This window comes from Stenotrophomonas sp. YJH_SMC_80, from assembly GCF_059372495.1.
Window position 1 is genome coordinate 134,126 of record NZ_JCAFVP010000008.1, and the last position, 17,634, is coordinate 151,759.

At 65.4% G+C, this 17,634-nt stretch carries 14 protein-coding genes; 4 read left to right on the plus strand and 10 right to left on the minus strand.

Annotation, left to right across the window (positions count from 1 at the left end; genetic code table 11):
• Positions 1–39: 39 nt before the first annotated feature.
• From AC5P99_RS14395 to AC5P99_RS14435, 9 genes are all read right to left on the minus strand, one after another.
• Entirely contained in the window at positions 40–2,235 is a 2,196-nt protein-coding gene (locus AC5P99_RS14395) for a hypothetical protein (RefSeq protein WP_049449983.1), read from the minus strand.
• 51 nt (positions 2,236–2,286) lie between these two features.
• Complete coding sequence (locus AC5P99_RS14400; protein ID WP_049449984.1) at positions 2,287–2,718, minus strand: GtrA family protein; 432 nt, start codon at positions 2,716–2,718, stop codon at positions 2,287–2,289.
• The gene (locus AC5P99_RS14405) at positions 2,705–3,634 is read right to left on the minus strand and encodes a WxcM-like domain-containing protein (RefSeq protein WP_049449986.1); all 930 of its coding nucleotides are present in this window, start codon (positions 3,632–3,634) and stop codon (positions 2,705–2,707) included. Before AC5P99_RS14405 ends, AC5P99_RS14400 begins: the two co-directional genes overlap by 14 nt.
• Positions 3,631–4,578: a glycosyltransferase family 2 protein gene (locus AC5P99_RS14410; RefSeq protein ID WP_223017042.1), complete on the minus strand. Its 948-nt coding sequence runs from the start codon at positions 4,576–4,578 to the stop codon at positions 3,631–3,633. Before AC5P99_RS14410 ends, AC5P99_RS14405 begins: the two co-directional genes overlap by 4 nt.
• Positions 4,579–4,583: 5 nt before the next feature.
• A complete protein-coding gene (locus AC5P99_RS14415) occupies positions 4,584–5,687 on the minus strand; it encodes a DegT/DnrJ/EryC1/StrS family aminotransferase (RefSeq protein ID WP_049449989.1) in 1,104 nt (367 codons plus the stop codon).
• Between the two features lie 42 nt (positions 5,688–5,729).
• Positions 5,730–7,136: a mannose-1-phosphate guanylyltransferase/mannose-6-phosphate isomerase gene (locus tag AC5P99_RS14420; protein ID WP_049449991.1), complete on the minus strand. Its 1,407-nt coding sequence runs from the start codon at positions 7,134–7,136 to the stop codon at positions 5,730–5,732.
• Positions 7,137–7,152: 16 nt separating this feature from the next.
• Entirely contained in the window at positions 7,153–8,511 is a 1,359-nt protein-coding gene (locus AC5P99_RS14425) for a phosphohexomutase domain-containing protein (protein ID WP_088436271.1), read from the minus strand.
• 141 nt (positions 8,512–8,652) lie between these two features.
• Positions 8,653–9,594, minus strand: a complete 942-nt coding sequence (locus AC5P99_RS14430; RefSeq protein ID WP_049449995.1) for an electron transfer flavoprotein subunit alpha/FixB family protein — start codon at positions 9,592–9,594, stop codon at positions 8,653–8,655.
• Positions 9,594–10,340 carry an electron transfer flavoprotein subunit beta/FixA family protein gene (locus AC5P99_RS14435; RefSeq protein ID WP_049449997.1) on the minus strand — a complete coding sequence of 249 codons (747 nt, stop codon included), beginning with the start codon at positions 10,338–10,340 and terminating at the stop codon, positions 9,594–9,596. Before AC5P99_RS14435 ends, AC5P99_RS14430 begins: the two co-directional genes overlap by 1 nt.
• 264 nt (positions 10,341–10,604) lie before the next feature.
• On the opposite strand from AC5P99_RS14435, the gene rfbB reads away from it, so the two are divergent.
• The 4 genes from rfbB to rfbD are packed head-to-tail and all read left to right on the plus strand — an operon-like array spanning position 10,605 to position 14,018.
• Positions 10,605–11,660 carry a dTDP-glucose 4,6-dehydratase gene (gene rfbB / locus AC5P99_RS14440; RefSeq protein WP_495213266.1) on the plus strand — a complete coding sequence of 352 codons (1,056 nt, stop codon included), beginning with the start codon at positions 10,605–10,607 and terminating at the stop codon, positions 11,658–11,660.
• A gap of 14 nt (positions 11,661–11,674) precedes the next feature.
• A complete protein-coding gene (gene rfbA / locus AC5P99_RS14445) occupies positions 11,675–12,562 on the plus strand; it encodes a glucose-1-phosphate thymidylyltransferase RfbA (RefSeq protein WP_049449999.1) in 888 nt (295 codons plus the stop codon).
• The gene (rfbC, locus tag AC5P99_RS14450; RefSeq protein WP_049450000.1) at positions 12,559–13,116 is read left to right on the plus strand and encodes a dTDP-4-dehydrorhamnose 3,5-epimerase; all 558 of its coding nucleotides are present in this window, start codon (positions 12,559–12,561) and stop codon (positions 13,114–13,116) included. The genes rfbA and rfbC overlap by 4 nt, the downstream gene beginning before the upstream one ends.
• A complete protein-coding gene (gene rfbD, locus AC5P99_RS14455) occupies positions 13,113–14,018 on the plus strand; it encodes a dTDP-4-dehydrorhamnose reductase (protein WP_049450001.1) in 906 nt (301 codons plus the stop codon). Before rfbC ends, rfbD begins: the two co-directional genes overlap by 4 nt.
• A gap of 168 nt (positions 14,019–14,186) precedes the next feature.
• On the opposite strand, the gene AC5P99_RS14460 is transcribed toward rfbD, so the two are convergent.
• Positions 14,187–17,513, minus strand: a complete 3,327-nt coding sequence (locus AC5P99_RS14460) for a DEAD/DEAH box helicase (RefSeq protein ID WP_495213270.1) — start codon at positions 17,511–17,513, stop codon at positions 14,187–14,189.
• Positions 17,514–17,634: the final 121 nt, after the last annotated feature.

A 17,634-nucleotide genomic window follows, 5' to 3' on the forward strand; every position in this document is an offset into this window, starting at 1 on the left:
ATGGTGGACATGCAACGAGGCGAATGATACAGCGCGGACTCACTTCGTGGGAGTGGGGGGGGCCGGGGCCAGATCGACCCAGTCGACCTGGATGCTCAACGGGGTCGGGTCCGCTGTCACCGGGCTGTCGAAGGCGATCACGTTGGTGCCAATCCGCAGCGCAGCGGCCGGCACATCCACGCTCAAGGTCGTGGCGTCATGCCAGTGGACGGCGAGCCACTGGTCGTTCACACGCACCTTGATCGACTCCGGGGTTGCCGGAGGGAAGATCTGGAGGACCCGCGCGGTCAGGGTGTAGGGACGGGGCGCAGGAAGCAGATCGAACTGCAGCGTGGCTTCCGGCAGGGTCTTCCACGCAACTGAACGCCAGATCGGCAGCAGGCGATGGTCGATGACCCAGCCGCTGCCGGTCCAGCCGGAACCGCGGGTCGGTTCTTCCATGCTCCACCAGCGACCGAAGTCCCAGCGGAAGCTGTTGCCGCCGCGGTGGCTCCGGAACTGATCGAATGCCAGAGGCCAAGGCTGGCGGCGCAGGATGTGACGATAGCGCTCGGCCAGGCTCGAATGTCCGGTTTCCAGCATGCGCTTGTACTGAACCCGTTCATCCGCGGGGACGCTGGAGGTTGTCGTTCCATCGGCCTCCAGCGTCACCACGACAGCCTGGTCGCGGCGCAGCAGGCGGCTCGGCGGTGCTTCGCCGGGCGTGCCCGTCATCGGTGCTTCGGTCAGCGTCCAGCCCTCTGCGGATTCCTCGCAGGTTCCCACGCGACCCTCCGCATTGGGGAGCTGCCAGATGCCCCCCGCAGGGCTGCAGATCACCGGCCGCTCGATCTGACGGTCATACAGGTAGGTGAGGGCCATCACCATGCCCTCCCGGACCATCCACACATCGTTCAGCTGATCGCGCTTGTCGATGATGACCAGGGTCTGGTCGGGACGGAAGGGCGGCGCGTTCTCGACGATATCGCCGAGCAGGACCTGTTGGGCATTCGACAGACGACGGTAATGCTCGAACTGGAACATTTGTGCGCCAAACGCCACCACCAGGGCGACAGTGGTCAGCACCACGCCGATGCCCCAACTGCGGCGGGTCATCGCGATCAGCACGGCCACGCAGAGCAGCGCACCACCGGGGGAAGCGCCGAGGAACGTGCGTTGTGAGATCAGCAGGTGCGGTAGCGAGGCGGCGAAGGGCAGGTAGCCCAGACCGATCATCACCAGTGCGATGATCGCCATTCTCACCACCGAGGCCGAAGTCGCGGCGATCTCAGCCACGCCATCTTCCTGCGGCAGGGGACGGCTGCTGCGCCAGACGGCGTAGCCAATCAGCACCGCTGAAAGCAGCAGGTACAGGCGGGTGCGGTACTCGTACCAGCAGATGGCAATCGCATCCAGCCAACCACCCAGCACGGTGCGCCCGAAGCCGACACCGATCACCCGTTGCAGGCGGTCCATCAGATCGATAGTCGGACCGACCAGGGTGTCCTGGTAGGTGGCGCCACTGCCCTTGACATACAGAACGTAGCCGATGTTGATCGCAACGCCGAGGATCCACCACGCGGTCACCCAGCGGTGGCGTTTGACCAGGCCCAACGCGCCACGGAGACCGAAGCGCGCATACAGCAACAACAGCGGGACCACCACGAATGTGAGCGCCGCCTCATAGGCAAAGGTTGCAAGCACCGCGCAGGGTACGGCCAGCAGCATTGCCAGGGTCTGCTGCCGGGACTTGCGCAGGGTGTAGCCATATGCGCATGCCGCCACGCCAAGCAGCGACAACGCGATGGACCAGTTGATGTGGAACGAGCGGAACGACAACTGCATGGTGTCCGCCGGGTAGAGCACCACCAGCAGGCCGAACACGACGGCCCAGCGTCGCGAGTGGGTAAGCCACCAGCCTGCCAGGCTGGCACCGATGCCCTTGAGCAGCAGCGACCCCATCAGCAGCAGATGCCAGTACGCGAAGGAGTTCCGATCCAGCATGTAGCCGATCGCGTGTGGCGCGATGGTCAACGGGCGAAGCCGATGCGCGGCCAGTGGACTTTCCGGGCCCACCCACACGAAGGGCTCGTGCAGGGTGAACAGGGCGAGCACGTCCCACTCCTCGATCAGGCCGGTGATGCTGAACCCGAACGGCAACCACAGCAGGACGATCATGATCGCGCAGGGAATTGCCAGGAACCCCCAGCGCTGCAGGAAGGTGGCGGGTTGAGTGAAATGAGTGCGGAGGTTCATGTAAAGGCTCGTTGCCGGGCAGGTGGGGCAGGCATCTCGCCTGGGATGCGGTTAGCGACCGGGACGCTGCAGCAGCGCCCGTGTCAGCAGGAATGAGACAGGAAGCGTAACGATGATGGAGATCAGTGGGCCAAGCGCGGGTGGCACCTGCAGATGGCCCACGGCCACTTTCAGGGTCAACGCCCCCAGTGCATAGACCACGACATAGATCAGCGGAAATACCGCGAACTTGAGCCAGCTGTGCCTTGCCCTGAACACATAGCGGGTGTTCAGGGCATAGCTCAACACGATGCCGGCGCAGTAGCTGACAAGATAGGCCGCTTGGTAATGGATGAAGCGCAGCAGCACCCAGTAAAGGACCAACGTTGCCCCCGTGTTCAGTGCACCGCCCACCAGGAACCGCAGGACCAGCACATGAAATGCAGGGCGCGCCGGTTCCGGTGGCGTGGGGGGGCGTGTACCGCGGGAATCAACCTGCGGCATTGGCCAGAGACTTGAACTCGGTGTAGTCGCGGATGTATTCGTCCGAATCGTAGGGCTCGGAAGCGAACACAAGCAGCACCGCGTCTTTGGAATACTTGTACTGCGTACCCCAGATCATCGGTGGCAGATGGATGCCCTGGTCAGGCGAGTTCAGCTCCACATCGATGCGACGGCTGCCGTCATCGGCCAGCACCCGGACCGAGCCCGAGACACAGACCAGGAACTGGTGGCAGCGCTTGTGGGCGTGCTCACCACGGGTTTCCTGGGTGGGAACGCCGTACACGAGGAAATAGCGCTTGGCATGGAACGGCAGGAAGCTGTCGAAGTCGCCTACCGACAGCGAGCCGCGCATGTCCACGAAGCTGGGCATGCGGTAGAGCTTCACGCCCGGCACCACGGTGTCGGAAACACCCTGCTTGCCCGCATCGGTGGCCGCTGCCGTCCCTTCCTTGTCCGACACGTAACCCACGATGCGCGCGGGGTTGCCGACCACTATCGCGTTCGGTGGCACCGAACGGGTCACCACGGCGCCCGCGCCGATCATCGCGCCGCTGCCGATGGTGGTGCCGGCCAGAATGGTGGCATTGGCACCGATGGAGGCGCCCGATTCCACCACGGTCCCGAGGAACTTTTCCGGATAGACCTTGCTGCGCGGGAACAGGTCGTTGGTGAAGGTGGCATTGGGGCCGATGAACACGTCATCATCCAGTCGCACGCCATCCCACAGTTGCACGCCGCACTTCACCGTGACCCGGTCACCGACCACCACGTCGCCTTCGATGAAGACACCATCGCAGATGTTGCACTCGCGTCCGATACGCGCACCCGGCAGCACGTGTGCGAATGCCCAGATGCGGCTGCCCTCACCGATCTGATCGCTCTCGCAGAGGGCATTGGGATGGACATAGTGGCTCACGGGAGCTCCTTCTCGAAAAGGTCGACGGATTGCAGGATGGAAAGCGGGCGAGCCTTGGTGTTCTCGAAGGCATGCCAGGCGTAGGTGCCGACGATGCCCAGCCCGAGGGAGTTGAGCGCGCCGAAGAAGAGGATGGTCAGCATGGTGCCGGCGTAACCGGGCACCGCGACTAGCCCGGACAGTTTGGCTGCCAGTACCAGCACACCGAGCAGGGCCGTGAACACAAGCGCCACCAGCCCTAGCGCGGTCAGCATGCGCACGGGCAGGTCGGTGAAGGCGAAGACGCTGTCGGACAGGTAGCGCAGTTTCTTGCGCAGCGTCCAGCCGCTCTTGCCGTGCTGCCGCTCGCGCCGCTGGTAGCTGACGAACGCGCGCTTGCCGCCCAGCCAGAACAGCTGCGCCAGCAGGCTGGAATGGGCTTCGTTGAGCCTCAGCAGGCGTTCGCGGAAGTCACGGCTGACCGCGAAGATGTCCACGCCCCCCTTGGGAATGTCCTTGATCACCAGACGGCGATAGACCTCCCAGAACAGGGTGGACGCCAGCTTGGAACCCATCGGGTCGTTGCGGGCCTCACGCACGCCGAAGGCGACGTCGTAGGTGTCCTGCACGTACTGCTTCCAGAAATTGATCACCAGCTCCGGCGGCTCCTGCAGATCCGCCGCCATCACGGCGGTCAGGTCGCTGCGGCTGAGCTCCAGCCCGGCGCGGATCGCGGGGAACGCACCGAAATTGCGGGTCAGGCTCGCCAGCTGCGCGCGGAACGTACAGCCGGGCAGCTTTTCGCGCAGCAGTGCGTAGCTGCGGTCGGGGCTGCCGTCGACGACGAAGATGGCCTCGAAGCTGCCTTCGACCGAGCTTGCGATGTACTCCACGGCATGCAGCAGGTCGTCGATCGATCCCTCGTTGCCGTAGATGGGGACGACCAGCGCGAGCGAAGGCGCCATGGCCGTCAGTACCGGTTGCACGCGGCGATGACCGTGTCGACTTCCGCGTCGGTCAGCTCCGGGAAGCAGGGCAGGGTCAGCACCTGCGCCGCATCGGCTTCGGTATGCGGCAGCGAGACGGCGTCGAAGCGGCCCTGGTGGCAGGGCTGGCGGTGATCGCACAGCGGGTAGTGCACCTCGGTCTGCACGCCGGCCGCCTGCAGGTGGGCCCGCAGCGCATTACGGTTGTCGCAGCGGACCACGTACAGATGTGCGACGTGCTCGTTGCCGACGGTGCCGATGTGGCGCACCCGATCAGAACGCAGGCCGGCGGCATAGCGGTTGGCGATGTCGCGCCGGCGCTGGTTCCAGCCATCGAGCAGCGGCAGCATGTGGCGCAGCAGGGCGGCCTGCAGTTCGTCCAGGCGGCTGTTGCGCCCGCCCGCCAGGCTGTTGGTGTACTTGGCCGTCCAGCCGTACTGGCGCAACTGGGTGGCGCGCAGCGCCAGCGCCTCGTCGGAGGTCACGATGGCGCCACCGTCGCCCAGTGCGCCCAGGTTCTTGGTCGGATAGAAGCTGAACGAGGCGATGTCACCGAAACTGCCGGCCCGGTGCCCGCCGCGCTCGGCACCATGGGCCTGCGCGCAGTCTTCCAGCACCTTGATGCCGCGGTCGTGGCACAGGGCGACGATCTCCTCGATCTGGGCCAACTTGCCGTACAGGTGGGTCACGATGACCACCTTGGGCAGCGGCGCGCTGTCCAGCACCGCCTTCAGCGCGGCAACGGACATCAGCCCATCATCGGCATTCGTATCGACGAATACCGGGGTGGCATCGCAGGCAAGGACCGCACTGGTGCCATACATCGCCGCGTTGGCGACCACTGCCACACGATCGCCGGTGCCCACCTCCAGGGCCTTGAGCGAGAGCTCGAGCGCGTCGGTGCCATTGGCAACGCTGATGCAGTGCGCCGCACCGCAGTAACGGGCGAATTCCTGCTCGAACGCCTTCACGTTCGGGCCCAGCACGTAGTAGCCGCTGGCGATGACGGTGCCGGCAAGTGACGACAGCGCGTCCTGCAACGGTGCAATGTGACGGGAAAGGGAGTTGACGGGAATCAGGGCGTCCATGGAGTCCGCAGGCAGGCAAGCAGGGGAAGGAAGGGCGGGCACTTACTGCGCACGGCCGTACTGGTCTTCAAAACGTACGATGTCGTCCTCGCCCAGGTAGCTGCCGGACTGCACTTCGATCAGCTCCAGCGGCAGCTTCCCCGGATTCTTGAGGCGGTGGGTGACGCCCAGGGGAATGTACGTGCTCTGGTTCTCGGTCAGCAGGATCACCTCCTCGCCGCGGGTCACCTCGGCGGTGCCGCTGACCACGATCCAGTGCTCTGCGCGGTGATGGTGCATCTGCAGGCTGAGGGTGGCGCCGGGCTTGACCGTGATGCGCTTGACCTGGAAGCGGGCGCCATTGTCGATCGAATCGTAGGCGCCCCAGGGGCGGTAGACCTTGCGGTGGGCGGCCGCTTCGCTGCGGCCATCACGCTTGATCTGGCCGACGATCTCCTTGACGTCCTGCACGCGGTCCTTGTGGCCCACGAACACGGCATCATCGGTTTCCACCACGACCACGTCCTGCAGGCCAACCATCGTGATCAGGCGGGTGCCGTAGGCGTAGCTGTCCTTGCAGTCCAGCGCGATCACATCGCCATGGCAGGCGTTGCCATCGGCATCCTTGTCCGACACTTCCCACAGCGCCGACCACGAGCCCACGTCGTTCCATTCGGCATCGAGCGGCACCACGGCGGCATCGGCGGTCTTTTCCATCACGGCATAGTCGATGGAATCGTTTGGGCTGGCGGCGAAGGCCTCGGCATCCAGACGGATGAAGTCGTTGTCGCGCGCGGCCTTGTCCAGCGCGGTGCGGCAGGCGGCCAGGATGGCCGGCTGCAGCGCTTCGAGCTCCTTCAGGTAGCGCGAGGCCTTGAACAGGAACATGCCGCTGTTCCAGTAGTACTCGCCGGAGGCGACGTACGTCTCGGCGGTGGCCAGGTCGGGCTTCTCGACAAAACGATCGACCGCGTGCACGCCGTCGCCGGCGCTGGCCTTGATGTAGCCGTAGCCGGTTTCCGGGGCGGTCGGCACGATACCGAAGGTCACCAGCTTGCCGGCCTCGGCGGCCACGGCGGCCTGCTTCACGGCGGCATGGAACGCCGCTTCCTTGCGCACCACATGGTCGGACGGCAGCACCAGTAGCAGCGCATCATCGCCGTTGGCCAGCGCCTGCAGGGCGGCGATGGCGATGGCCGGGGCAGTGTTGCGGCCAATCGGTTCCAGAATCAGTGCCTGCGGCACGACCTTGCACTCACGCAGCTGCTCGGCCGCCATGAAGCGGTGCTCCTGGTTGGCCACCACGATCGGTGCGGCGCCGGCAATCGACGCCACGCGCTTCCAGGTGGCCTGCAGCATGGTGTCCTCGCCGACCAGCGGCAGGAACTGCTTCGGATAGGCCTCGCGCGACAGCGGCCACAGGCGCGTGCCGGAGCCGCCGGAGAGGATGACGGGAACGATGGGGAGCATGGGGATCCTTCCTTACTTAATGTTGGGGTGCGCTGCCGCCGATCAGGGCGGTCAGTTCTTCAGTGCGTTGCGCCAGAAGTGTGGCGTCACCCCGGGTTTCGATGTTCAGGCGAAGCAGCGGCTCGGTGTTGGAGCTGCGCAGGTTGAAGCGCCACTGCGGGAACTCGGCGCTGACGCCATCGGTGTGATCCAGGGCCGGGGTGTCCTTCTGGAAATGGGCGAGAACACGCGCGATCGTGGCCTTGGCATCGTCCACGCGGAAGTTGATCTCGCCGCTGCACGGGAACGCCTGCATGCGGTCGGCCACGAGTTCGCCCAACGACTTGCCGGTGCTGGAGACCAGCTGGGCGATCAGCAGCCAGGGGATCATGCCGGAGTCGCAGTAGGCGAACTCGCGGAAATAGTGGTGCGCACTCATTTCGCCGCCGTAGATCGCGTCTTCGGCGCGCATGCGCTCCTTGATGAAGGCGTGCCCGGTCTTGCTCATGATCGGTACGCCGCCGGCCTGCTCGACCATTTCCACGGTGTTCCAGGTCAGGCGCGGGTCGTGGATGACCTTGCCGCCGGGCTGGCGGGCGAGCAGGGCGGTGGCCAGCAGGCCGACCAGGTAGTAGCCCTCGATGAAGTTGCCGTCGGCATCGAAGAAGAAGCAACGATCGAAATCGCCGTCCCAGGCGATGCCGAAGTCCGCGCCATGCGCGCGCACGGCATCGCGCGTGGCCGCGCGGTTTTCCGGTAGCAGCGGGTTGGGGATGCCGTTCGGGAAACTGCCGTCGGCTTCATGCTGGATGCGGATGAATTCGAACGGCAGGTGTGGAGCCAGCTGGTCGATGACCAGTCCCGCGCCGCCATTGCCCGGGTTGGTGACGATCTTCAGCGGCTTCAGGTCGGCCACGTCGATGTAGCCGAGCAGGTGCTGGATATACGCCGATTTGTCGGCATCCTCCGTCACCGTGCCGGTGCCGTTGCCCAGCGGGGCGTCGGAGGCAGCGAAATCGCGGATATCGAACAGGCCGGTGTCACCGCTGATCGGCTTGGCGCCTTCGCGGACCAGCTTCATGCCGTTGTAATCCATCGGATTGTGGCTGGCCGTGACCATGATGCCGCCGGCCGCCTTGCGGTGGAAGGTCTGGAAATACACTTCCTCGGTGCCGCACAGGCCGATATCGATGACATCGCGACCGCTGGCCTTGATGCCTTCGATGGCCGCCTGCATGAGCTCGGGGCTGCTCAGCCGGATGTCGTGCCCGACGATGACGGGACCGGGACCGAGCAAGGTTGCGGTACCCGCTCCGATGCGTCGGGCCAGCGAGGCGTCGAGTTCATCCGGCACACGGCCACGGATGTCATAGGCCTTGAAACTCGGAAGCGTCATCAATGCGGTCCTTACGGGGGTGACCGCCGATTATAGCGACAGGCTCCGCAAAGGCGGGTGATCCTGTCCAGCATCCTTGCCGGTCGAGAAAAAGGGGGGGGTCGCATAACCTCTTGATTATGCGATTCCTTTGCGCGGTGATCAGCCCAGCGCCTGTTCCAGCTGCGGCAGAATCGTGAACAGGTCCCCCACCAGGCCGATATCGGCGATCTCGAAGATCGGCGCATCGCCGTCCTTGTTGATGGCGACAATCGTGCCGGCGTCCTTGATGCCGGTCAGGTGCTGGATGGCACCGCTGATACCCACGGCGACGTACAGCTCCGGTGCGATGATCTTGCCGGTCTGGCCGACCTGCAGCTCATTGGGCACGTAGCCGGCGTCCACGGCGGCGCGCGAGGCACCCACGGCGGCACCGAGCTTGTCGGCCAGTTGGTAGATCACCTTGAAGTTCTCTTCCGAGCCGACGCCACGGCCGCCGGAGACCACGCGCTTGGCGCTCTGCAGGTCCGGGCGGTCGCTGCTGGCCGCGGCCAGGCCGACGAAACGGGTGTGGGCCGGCAGGGCCGCATCCACGCTCAGTGCTTCAACGCTGGCGCTGCCGCCCTGGGCGGCTTCCGGCCAGGAGGCGGTGCGCACGGTGGCGACCACGGTCTGGTCGGCCGGTGCTTCGACGGTGATGATGGCGTTGCCGGCGTAGATCGGGCGCTTGAAGGTATGGCTGCCTTCCACGGCCATCAGGTCCGAGACCTGCGCCACGCCCAGCAGGGCGGCCACGCACGGCATCAGGTCCTTGCCGAAGGTGGTGGACGGGCCGAACACATGGCTGTAGCCGGCGGCGGCCTTGGCGATCTGCGGGGCCAGCACCTGCGCCACCGGGTGTGCGTTGGCGGCATTGGCTACGGTCAGCACCTTGGCCACACCCGTGATCTTCGCCGCTTCGGCCGCGGCGGCGGCCGGGTCGGCGGCCAGCACCAGCACGTCGATCTGCGCGCCGCTGATCGCAGCGGCCGCACTGACCGTCTTGGCGGTGGCGGCGTTGAGCTTGCCGTCGTGGTGTTCTGCGATGACGAGAACCTTGCTCATTACAGCAACCCCTTCTGCTTGAGTGCGGCCACCAGTTCGGCGGCGTCCTTGACCATCACGCCCTTGCTGCGCTTGGACGGCGCGGCGTAGTGGGTGGTCTTCAGGGTATCGGCGGCTTCAACGCCCAGCTCGGCCAGCTGCAGGGTTTCCAGCGGCTTGGCCTTGGCCTTCATGATGTCCGGCAGCTTGATGAAGCGCGGCTCGTTCAGGCGCAGGTCGGTGGTGACCAAGGCCGGCAGGTCCACTTCCAGCGTTTCCAGGCCGGCGTCGACTTCGCGCACCACGGTGGCCTTGCCATCGGCGATGTCCAGCTTGCTGGCGAAGGTGGCCTGCGGGCGGCCCCAGATCGTGGCCAGCATCTGGCCGGTCTGGTTGGCGTCGTCGTCAATGGCCTGCTTGCCGAGGATGACCAGCTCCGGCTGTTCCTTCTCGATCAGCTTGAGCAGGGCGCGGGCGGCGGTCAGCGGCTGGATGGCCTGGTCGGTGACCACATGGATGGCGCGGTTGGCGCCCATGGCCAGGCCGTTGCGCAGGTGGGCCTGGGCGTCGGCCGGGGCGATCGTGGCAACCACCACTTCGCTGGCGATGCCCTTGTCGCGCAGGCGCAGGGCTTCTTCCAGGGCGATTTCATCGAACGGATTGGGGGACAGCTTGACGCCGTCGGTGACCACGCCGGAACCGTCCGGCTTGACCTGAATGCGGACGTTGTAGTCCACCACGCGCTTGTACGCGACGAGGATTTTCATCTGGTACGGGGTCCTTCAGTAACAGGGAGAACGTCCGGTCCTGCAACAGCAACCGGTTCGGGGGTGGGACCCCGATTCTAACTGGCCTTGATCGGCCATGCGAATGCGTATGGTTATGTTGCGATGCGACAGAAATGCGCCCGCGGCCGGGTTTCGTTCACCTGCCAAAGGGCGTCGTGAAGGCGGCCGCACTGTATGCTGTGCCGCTGTGTCGAGGCGCCTGCGGGCGCTTCACCGAAGACTTCACGATCAGGAGAACAGGTAGTGCCCACATGGCTTGTCACCGGCGGCGCCGGGTTCATTGGCGGTAACTTCGTTCTCGAAGCGGTTGCCCGCGGTATCAAGGTGGTCAACCTCGACGCGTTGACCTATGCCGGCAACCTGACCACCCTGGCCAGCCTGGACGGCAATCCCGACCACGTGTTCGTGCAGGGCGACATCGGCGACCGCGCGCTGGTGACGCGGCTGCTGGCTGAGCACCAGCCTGAGGCGGTGCTGAATTTCGCTGCCGAAAGCCATGTGGATCGCTCGATCGATGGCCCGGGGGCGTTCATCCAGACCAACGTGGTCGGCACCCTGGGCTTGCTCGAAGCCGTCCGCGATTACTGGAAGGGCCTGCCGGCCGGGCAGGGCGTGGCGTTCCGCTTCCTGCACGTGTCCACCGACGAGGTGTACGGCACCCTCGGCGAGACCGGCAAGTTCAGTGAAACCACCCCGTATGCGCCCAATTCGCCGTATTCGGCGTCCAAGGCCGCGTCGGACCATCTGGTACGGGCGTTCCACCACACCTACGGGCTGCCGGTGCTGACCACCAACTGCTCCAACAACTACGGCCCGTACCACTTCCCCGAGAAGCTCATTCCGCTGGTGATCGCCAAGGCGCTGGCCGGCGAGCCGCTGCCGGTCTACGGCGACGGCAAGCAGGTGCGCGACTGGCTGTTCGTGACCGACCACTGCGAAGCGATCCGCACCGTGCTGGCCAAGGGCCAGGTGGGTGAGACCTACAACGTGGGCGGCAACTCGGAAAAGCAGAACATCGAGGTGGTGCAGGCCATCTGCGCGCTGCTCGATGCGCGCCGCCCGCGCGCCGATGGCCAGCCGCGCAGCAGCCAGATCACCTACGTCGCCGATCGGCCGGGCCACGACCGCCGTTACGCGATCGATGCCTCCAAACTGAAGAACGACCTGGGCTGGGAGCCGGCCTATACCTTCGAGCAGGGCATCGCCTTCACCGTCGACTGGTACCTGGACAACCAGGAATGGGTCAACGGCGTGCTGGACGGCAGCTACCGTCTGCAGCGCATCGGCACTGCGGCCTGAACCCTGGAGACGAAATGACACAGCGTAAAGGCATCATCCTCGCCGGCGGCTCCGGAACCCGGCTGTATCCGATCACCAAGGGCGTCAGCAAGCAGCTGCTGCCGGTGTACGACAAGCCGATGATCTATTACCCGCTCAGCGTGTTGATGCTGGCGGGGATCCGCGAGGTGCTGATCGTCAACACCCCGCACGAACAGGCGCTGTTCCAGCAGTTGCTGGGCGACGGCTCGCAGTGGGGCATGGACATCCAGTATGCGGTGCAGCCGAGCCCCGATGGCCTGGCCCAGGCCTATCTGATCGGCCGCGATTTCGTGGCCGGCAAGCCGAGTTGCCTGGTGCTGGGTGACAACATCTTCCATGGACACGGTTTGAGTGACATGCTCCGTCGCGCCGATGAGCGCGATCAGGGGGCGACCGTATTCGGCTACTGGGTCAATGATCCGGAACGTTATGGCGTGGCCGAGTTCGACAGTAGCGGCAAGGTCATCGACTTGGTCGAAAAGCCGGCGAATCCGCGTTCGAACTATGCAGTGACGGGCCTGTACTTCTACGACGGCAATGCCAGCGATTACGCTGCCGAGCTGACGCCGTCGCCGCGGGGCGAGTTGGAGATCACCGATCTCAACAAGCGTTACCTTGATGAGCACAGCCTGCATTTGGAGGCGCTGGGGCGAGGCTATGCGTGGCTGGACACCGGTACACACCAATCGCTTCTGGAAGCGTCGAATTTCATCGAGACCATCCAGACCCGCCAGGGCCTGCAGGTCTGCTGCCCGGAGGAGATCGCCTTCGGCAAGGGCTGGATCAGCGCCGCGCAGCTTGAAGCGCTGGCTGCGCCATTGGCCAAGAACGCCTACGGGCAATACCTGAAGAAGCTGCTGCAGCGGGGCCTCGTGCCGTGAAGGTGGTTGAGACAAGGCTGCAAGGTTGCAAGATCCTCGAGCCGGCGGTGTTTGGCGACGCGCGCGGGTACTTCTTTGAATCCTGGAATGCGGGCCGATTTGCCGAGCATGGCCTGCCGGCTGCATTCGTGCAGAGCAACATATCTTCCTCCTCCAGGGGCGTGCTGCGCGGGCTGCACTACCAATGGCCGCGTTCGCAGGGAAAGCTGGTGACCGTACTGGAGGGTGAGGTTTACGACGTGGCCGTGGACATTCGCCGCGGTTCGCCCACGTTCGGCCAGTGGGAAGCGCTGGTGCTGAGCGCGGAGAACCGCAGGCAGTTCTGGATTCCGGAGGGCTTCGCACATGGTTTCGCGGTGCTCTCCGAGACCGCGCTGTTCCATTACCTGTGCACCGATGTCTACGTGAAGGAAGCCGACGCCGCGGTGCGTTGGAACGACGCTGACATCGCCGTGGACTGGCCGGTCAGTGCACCGACCCTGTCTGCCAAGGACGAGAACGCGCCTTTCCTGAAGGACATCGATGAAGACCGCCTGCCGGTCTACAGTCCGTGACCATTCTGCTGTTCGGCGCCAACGGCCAAGTTGGCCAGGAGCTGCTGCGCGCGCTGGCACCGCTCGGCAAGGTGATCGCGACCACCCGCAGCGGTGTCCTGCCCGATGGCAGCGCCTGCGAAACCGCTGATTTCGGCCAGCCCGTCAGTCTGCCGGCGCTGCTGGACCGTCTTCAGCCGTCGGTGGTGGTGAATGCTGCGGCCTATACCGCCGTTGATCGTGCCGAGCAGGACGTGGAAGCTGCGTTTGCGGCCAACGCGCAGGCGCCGGGCGTGATCGCATGCTGGTGTGCGGCGCATGGCGTGCCGTTCGTGCATTACTCCACCGATTATGTGTTCGATGGACAGGGTACTGCCCCGTACCGTGAGGACGAACCGACCGCGCCGCTGGGTGTCTACGGCACCAGCAAGCGTGATGGTGAGGACGCCGTACGGGCAGCGGCAGGACGTCACCTGATCTTCCGCACGGCATGGGTGTATGCCTCGCATGGTGCGAATTTCCTGCGCACCATGCTGCGTCTAGGCGCCGAGCGAGAGCAGCTGCGCGTGGTGGCTGACCAGGTGGGTACGCCGACGCCGGCGGCGCTGATCGCCGATGTCACCGCGCAGGCACTGCAGCACCCGGGGCAGTTGTCGGGCACCTGGCACCTGACCGCCAGTGGCCAGACCAGCTGGCATGGCTTTGCCGAGGCGATTTTTGCCGAGGCGCTGGCGACGGGCGTATTGCCGAAGGTGCCCGCCGTCGAGGCGATTCCCAGCTCCGAGTATCCGACGCCGGCCAAGCGTCCGGCCTGGTCGGTGCTGGACAACCGTCGGTTGCAGCAGGATTTCGGCATCGTGCTGCCATCCTGGCAGGACGGGTTGAAGAGGGTAATGTCGGAGTTGATTCCGGCCAACGGCTGAGCCCGTGCTGTGCATGCAGGTTCGGAGATGTTGGAAGGCAAAATTCGCGCTTGGCCGGGCAGGTCAGGGCCGCTGTCCCCGTCGATCGGACGCTCCTCACCAAGCCAGCAAAAACAGCTGGAGCCATTCAGACTGCGGCTTTTTTGCTCCAGCCGAACAGGTCTGATTCTACGTTCCTCTGCGGGTGTTGGACGGCCGGCCCGGCCTGCGGGTACGTCTGGCCGGCAGGCCCGGCAGTGGCGCCAGCAGTGCCTGCACGTCTTCTTCGCTGAAGCGCGGCCCGGCGCTGCCACCGCCTTCGAGAATCGATTCGGCCAGCAGGGCCTTGCGCTCCTGCAGCTCGGCAATCCGCTCTTCGATGCTGCCTGCAGCGATCAACCGGTAGACGAACACCGGCTGCTGCTGGCCGATCCGGTGAGCGCGGTCACTGGCCTGGTTTTCGGCGGCGGGATTCCACCAGGGATCGAAATGGATGACGGTGTCGGCCGCGGTCAGGTTCAACCCCACGCCACCTGCCTTGAGGCTGATCAGGAACACCGGGATTTCACCCTGCATGAAACGCTGCACCGGCGTGGCCCGGTCCTGGGTATCACCGGTCAGGGTCACATAGGCCAGTCCCAGATCGTCCAGCGCCTGCGCGATCAGCGACAGCATGCCGGTGAACTGCGAGAACACCAGGATGCGACGACCTTCCTCGACCATCGGCGGCAGCATCTCGCGCAACAGATCCAGTTTGGCCGAGCCTGCAGCCCGTGCCGGTGCGTTGCCCGGCAGCAGGCGCGGATCGCAGCAGACCTGGCGCAGTTTCAGCAATGCATCCAGCACCACGATATGGCTGCGCGCCAGCCCGCTGCCGCTGATGGCCTCGCGCACCTGCTTTTCCATTGCCGCACGCACGGTTTCATAGAGATCACGCTGGCCGCCCTCCATTTCGACCGTACGGGTAATGAGGGTCTTGGGCGGAAGCTCCGACGCGACCTGGTCCTTGCGTCGGCGCAGGATGAACGGGCGCAACCGCTGCGCCAGCAGCTGGCCACGGCGATGGTCGCTGCCGCGTTCGATGGGGTGGCGCCAATGCTGGTTGAACTGCTTCTCGGTGCCGAGCAGGCCGGGCAGCAGGAAATCGAACTGCGTCCACAGTTCGCCCAGGTGGTTTTCCAGCGGCGTGCCGGTCAGACACAGGCGATGGCGGGCCTGCAACGTGCGCAGGGTGACGGCAGCGCGTGATTTCGGATTCTTCACCTGCTGGGCTTCATCCAGAATCAGCAGATAGTAGGCATAGGCCTGCAGCGCCTGCTCGTCGCGCCACAGCAGGGGGTACGTGGTCAGTACAAGATCGTGTTCGGGGATGGCCTCGAACAGCGCTTCACGTGCCGGTCCATGCAGGGTCAGCACACGCAGGGCAGGGGTGAAGCGTGCCGCTTCGCTCTGCCAGTTGTGCAGCAGCGAGGTCGGCACCACCAGCAGCGCCGGCTGGTCCAGGCGGCCACTTTCCTTCTCGACCAGCAGATGCGCCAGGGTCTGCAGAGTCTTGCCCAGCCCCATGTCATCGGCCAGTACGCCGCCCAAGCCCTGCTGGCGCAGGTACTGCAGCCACGACAGGCCCTCGAGCTGATAGGGGCGGAGCGTTGTCTCCAGCCCTGCCGGCGGCGGTACTTCGCTCGGTGCGGGTACCTGCATCAGCCGCTGCACGAGCGCCTGGGTATCCTTGCGGCCACGGAACTGCAGGCGCGCAGTGTCCTGCAGCGCCTGCAGGCGGCCACGGTCAAGCGCAGACAGGCGCAGCGGCGCGCCACGCTGGGCAAACAGGTCCGCCAACAGGGCCATGATCGGCTTGAGTCGTGCGGCCCGCAGTGCCAGGCGCGTGTTGTCGCCCGTCGTCAACAGGATGTTCTCGTCGTCGCCGATGTCATCCAGCTGGCCACGCATCCAGCGAGGGTCGGCCTGCAGCACCTGCTGCAGCAGCGGAACCATCGACACATCGCGGCCTTCCACCTGGATGTCCAGGCCCAGGTTGAACCAGCCCGCGTCTTCCGGGTCCGCCTGGATGTCCAGGTCGATCTCCTCCACCCGGGTGATGCGATGGCGGAAATCCTCGTCCGCCTCCACCTTCCAGCCCAAGGCTTCCAGGCGCGGCACGTCGTCCAGCAGGAACCGTGTCCAGTCATGGGTACGCAGCTGGAACTGCGGGCCGGCGCCTTCCAGTGGCGCCCGCGGAGCCGTGTCGCGATGCAAGCCCACCGTGCCCAGCTCGGCCTCGCGCCGTGATTCCTCACCCAGGTCGCGGGGCAGCAGTGCGAGTTGGCCCTCCGGATCGTGGGCGAACAGGCTCGGATCATCCAGGAACCGCACGTGCTCGTCGTACTCGAAGGCCACGGTTGCGATATCGGCCCATTGCGAAGGGTCGCGGGGGCCGAGCCACGGCGGCCGGAATTTGATCGTATGCAGGCGCAGCACGGGGGTCATGGCGCTGATCTGCAGCGTAGGCAGTGTGTCGCCTGCACCGGGGCGCGGCAGCGCGGGGTCGATCTGTTGCAGCAGTTGCGCCACGATCGGTTCCTCATCGGGGAGCAGGTGGGGAAGGGCGAGGAACGCGTCCGCGTCCTCCGGCTTGACGTCCAGCAGGAGAAGGCCGACTTCACCGGAGACCGGATCCAGGTAACCGGCACTAGATCCCAGTACGAGGCCGTCCGCATCGCCTTCCACGCTCAGTGCCGGCGCCAGCAGCAACCTGCCGTGAGTCGTCTCTGCGCTCCACCCCAACGTACCGCGACGTGGTGCGCCGGGCCTGGCCGGCACGCGATCATGCATGCCACATGACACCCAGCCATGCCCGCTGGACACGATCGACTGCAGGATCGTGCCGACGTCGAACCACTCCGGCGGTTTTACCGACTGATGCAGGGCCCACAGCTGCGCCACCGCGGCCAGGTCGGCCTGCGTCAGGTAGGCGGGCGGTTCCAGCAACAGCTGAGGGGTGATGTCCTGCCACTTGTCGAACTCGATCGTATCGTCGAGGGCGTATTTGACGCGGCGGAGCAGGATGGAAGGCCGGTGATTGAACGTGGACAGCTCGAAGATGATGCCGTTTCTACGTGACCGGGGAGGCTGGGCTCTGACGGACTGCCAGCGTGACAGCTGTTCCAGCAGTTCGCGGCGTGGCGACTGGACCGGTTCGTGCTCCGACGCTGGATCGTCCTCGCCCAGGTCTGCTGCGTCCAGCATGTGGGCGACCAGCACGGCTGCCACGTGCTTGCAGTGATGGCCGACAGGGCACGAGCATTCACTTTGCAGGCGGCTGCGAGGATGGCGCAGGCTGGCTTCCAGATCGATTTCCACCCGGTAGGGATATCTGGCTGAGCCTTTCACTTCGGCGATGAGCATTCCACTGGTCAGATGCATGTTGCGGACACCGGACAGGCAACGTTCGCTCTTTTCCAGTGTCCACGCGTCCATCCAGCGGAGCAGGTCTTCTTCGGTGTAGGTCTGGGCCATCAACGAGGGTGGGCCGGGCATGGGGCCGGCCATGGCAGGGGAACCGGGCATTCTACGGAACCCAGTGCGATGCCCGTGCATTGCTGCGGCGCATCCAGGCCCTTCGCCGCCCTCCAGCTAG

What these genes read in the sequence shown, in the direction of transcription:
- AC5P99_RS14395 (WP_049449983.1), bottom strand. Translation starts at nt 2,235, where the DNA reads ATGAACCTCCGCACTCATTTCACTCAACCCGCCACCTTCCTGCAGCGC.
- AC5P99_RS14400 (WP_049449984.1), bottom strand. Translation starts at nt 2,718, where the DNA reads ATGCCGCAGGTTGATTCCCGCGGTACACGCCCCCCCACGCCACCGGAA.
- AC5P99_RS14410 (WP_223017042.1), bottom strand. Translation starts at nt 4,578, where the DNA reads ATGGCGCCTTCGCTCGCGCTGGTCGTCCCCATCTACGGCAACGAGGGA.
- AC5P99_RS14415 (WP_049449989.1), bottom strand. Translation starts at nt 5,687, where the DNA reads ATGGACGCCCTGATTCCCGTCAACTCCCTTTCCCGTCACATTGCACCG.
- AC5P99_RS14420 (WP_049449991.1), bottom strand. Translation starts at nt 7,136, where the DNA reads ATGCTCCCCATCGTTCCCGTCATCCTCTCCGGCGGCTCCGGCACGCGC.
- AC5P99_RS14425 (WP_088436271.1), bottom strand. Translation starts at nt 8,511, where the DNA reads ATGACGCTTCCGAGTTTCAAGGCCTATGACATCCGTGGCCGTGTGCCG.
- AC5P99_RS14430 (WP_049449995.1), bottom strand. Translation starts at nt 9,594, where the DNA reads ATGAGCAAGGTTCTCGTCATCGCAGAACACCACGACGGCAAGCTCAAC.
- AC5P99_RS14435 (WP_049449997.1), bottom strand. Translation starts at nt 10,340, where the DNA reads ATGAAAATCCTCGTCGCGTACAAGCGCGTGGTGGACTACAACGTCCGC.
- rfbA (WP_049449999.1), top strand. Translation starts at nt 11,675, where the DNA reads ATGACACAGCGTAAAGGCATCATCCTCGCCGGCGGCTCCGGAACCCGG.
- AC5P99_RS14460 (WP_495213270.1), bottom strand. Translation starts at nt 17,513, where the DNA reads ATGGCCCAGACCTACACCGAAGAAGACCTGCTCCGCTGGATGGACGCG.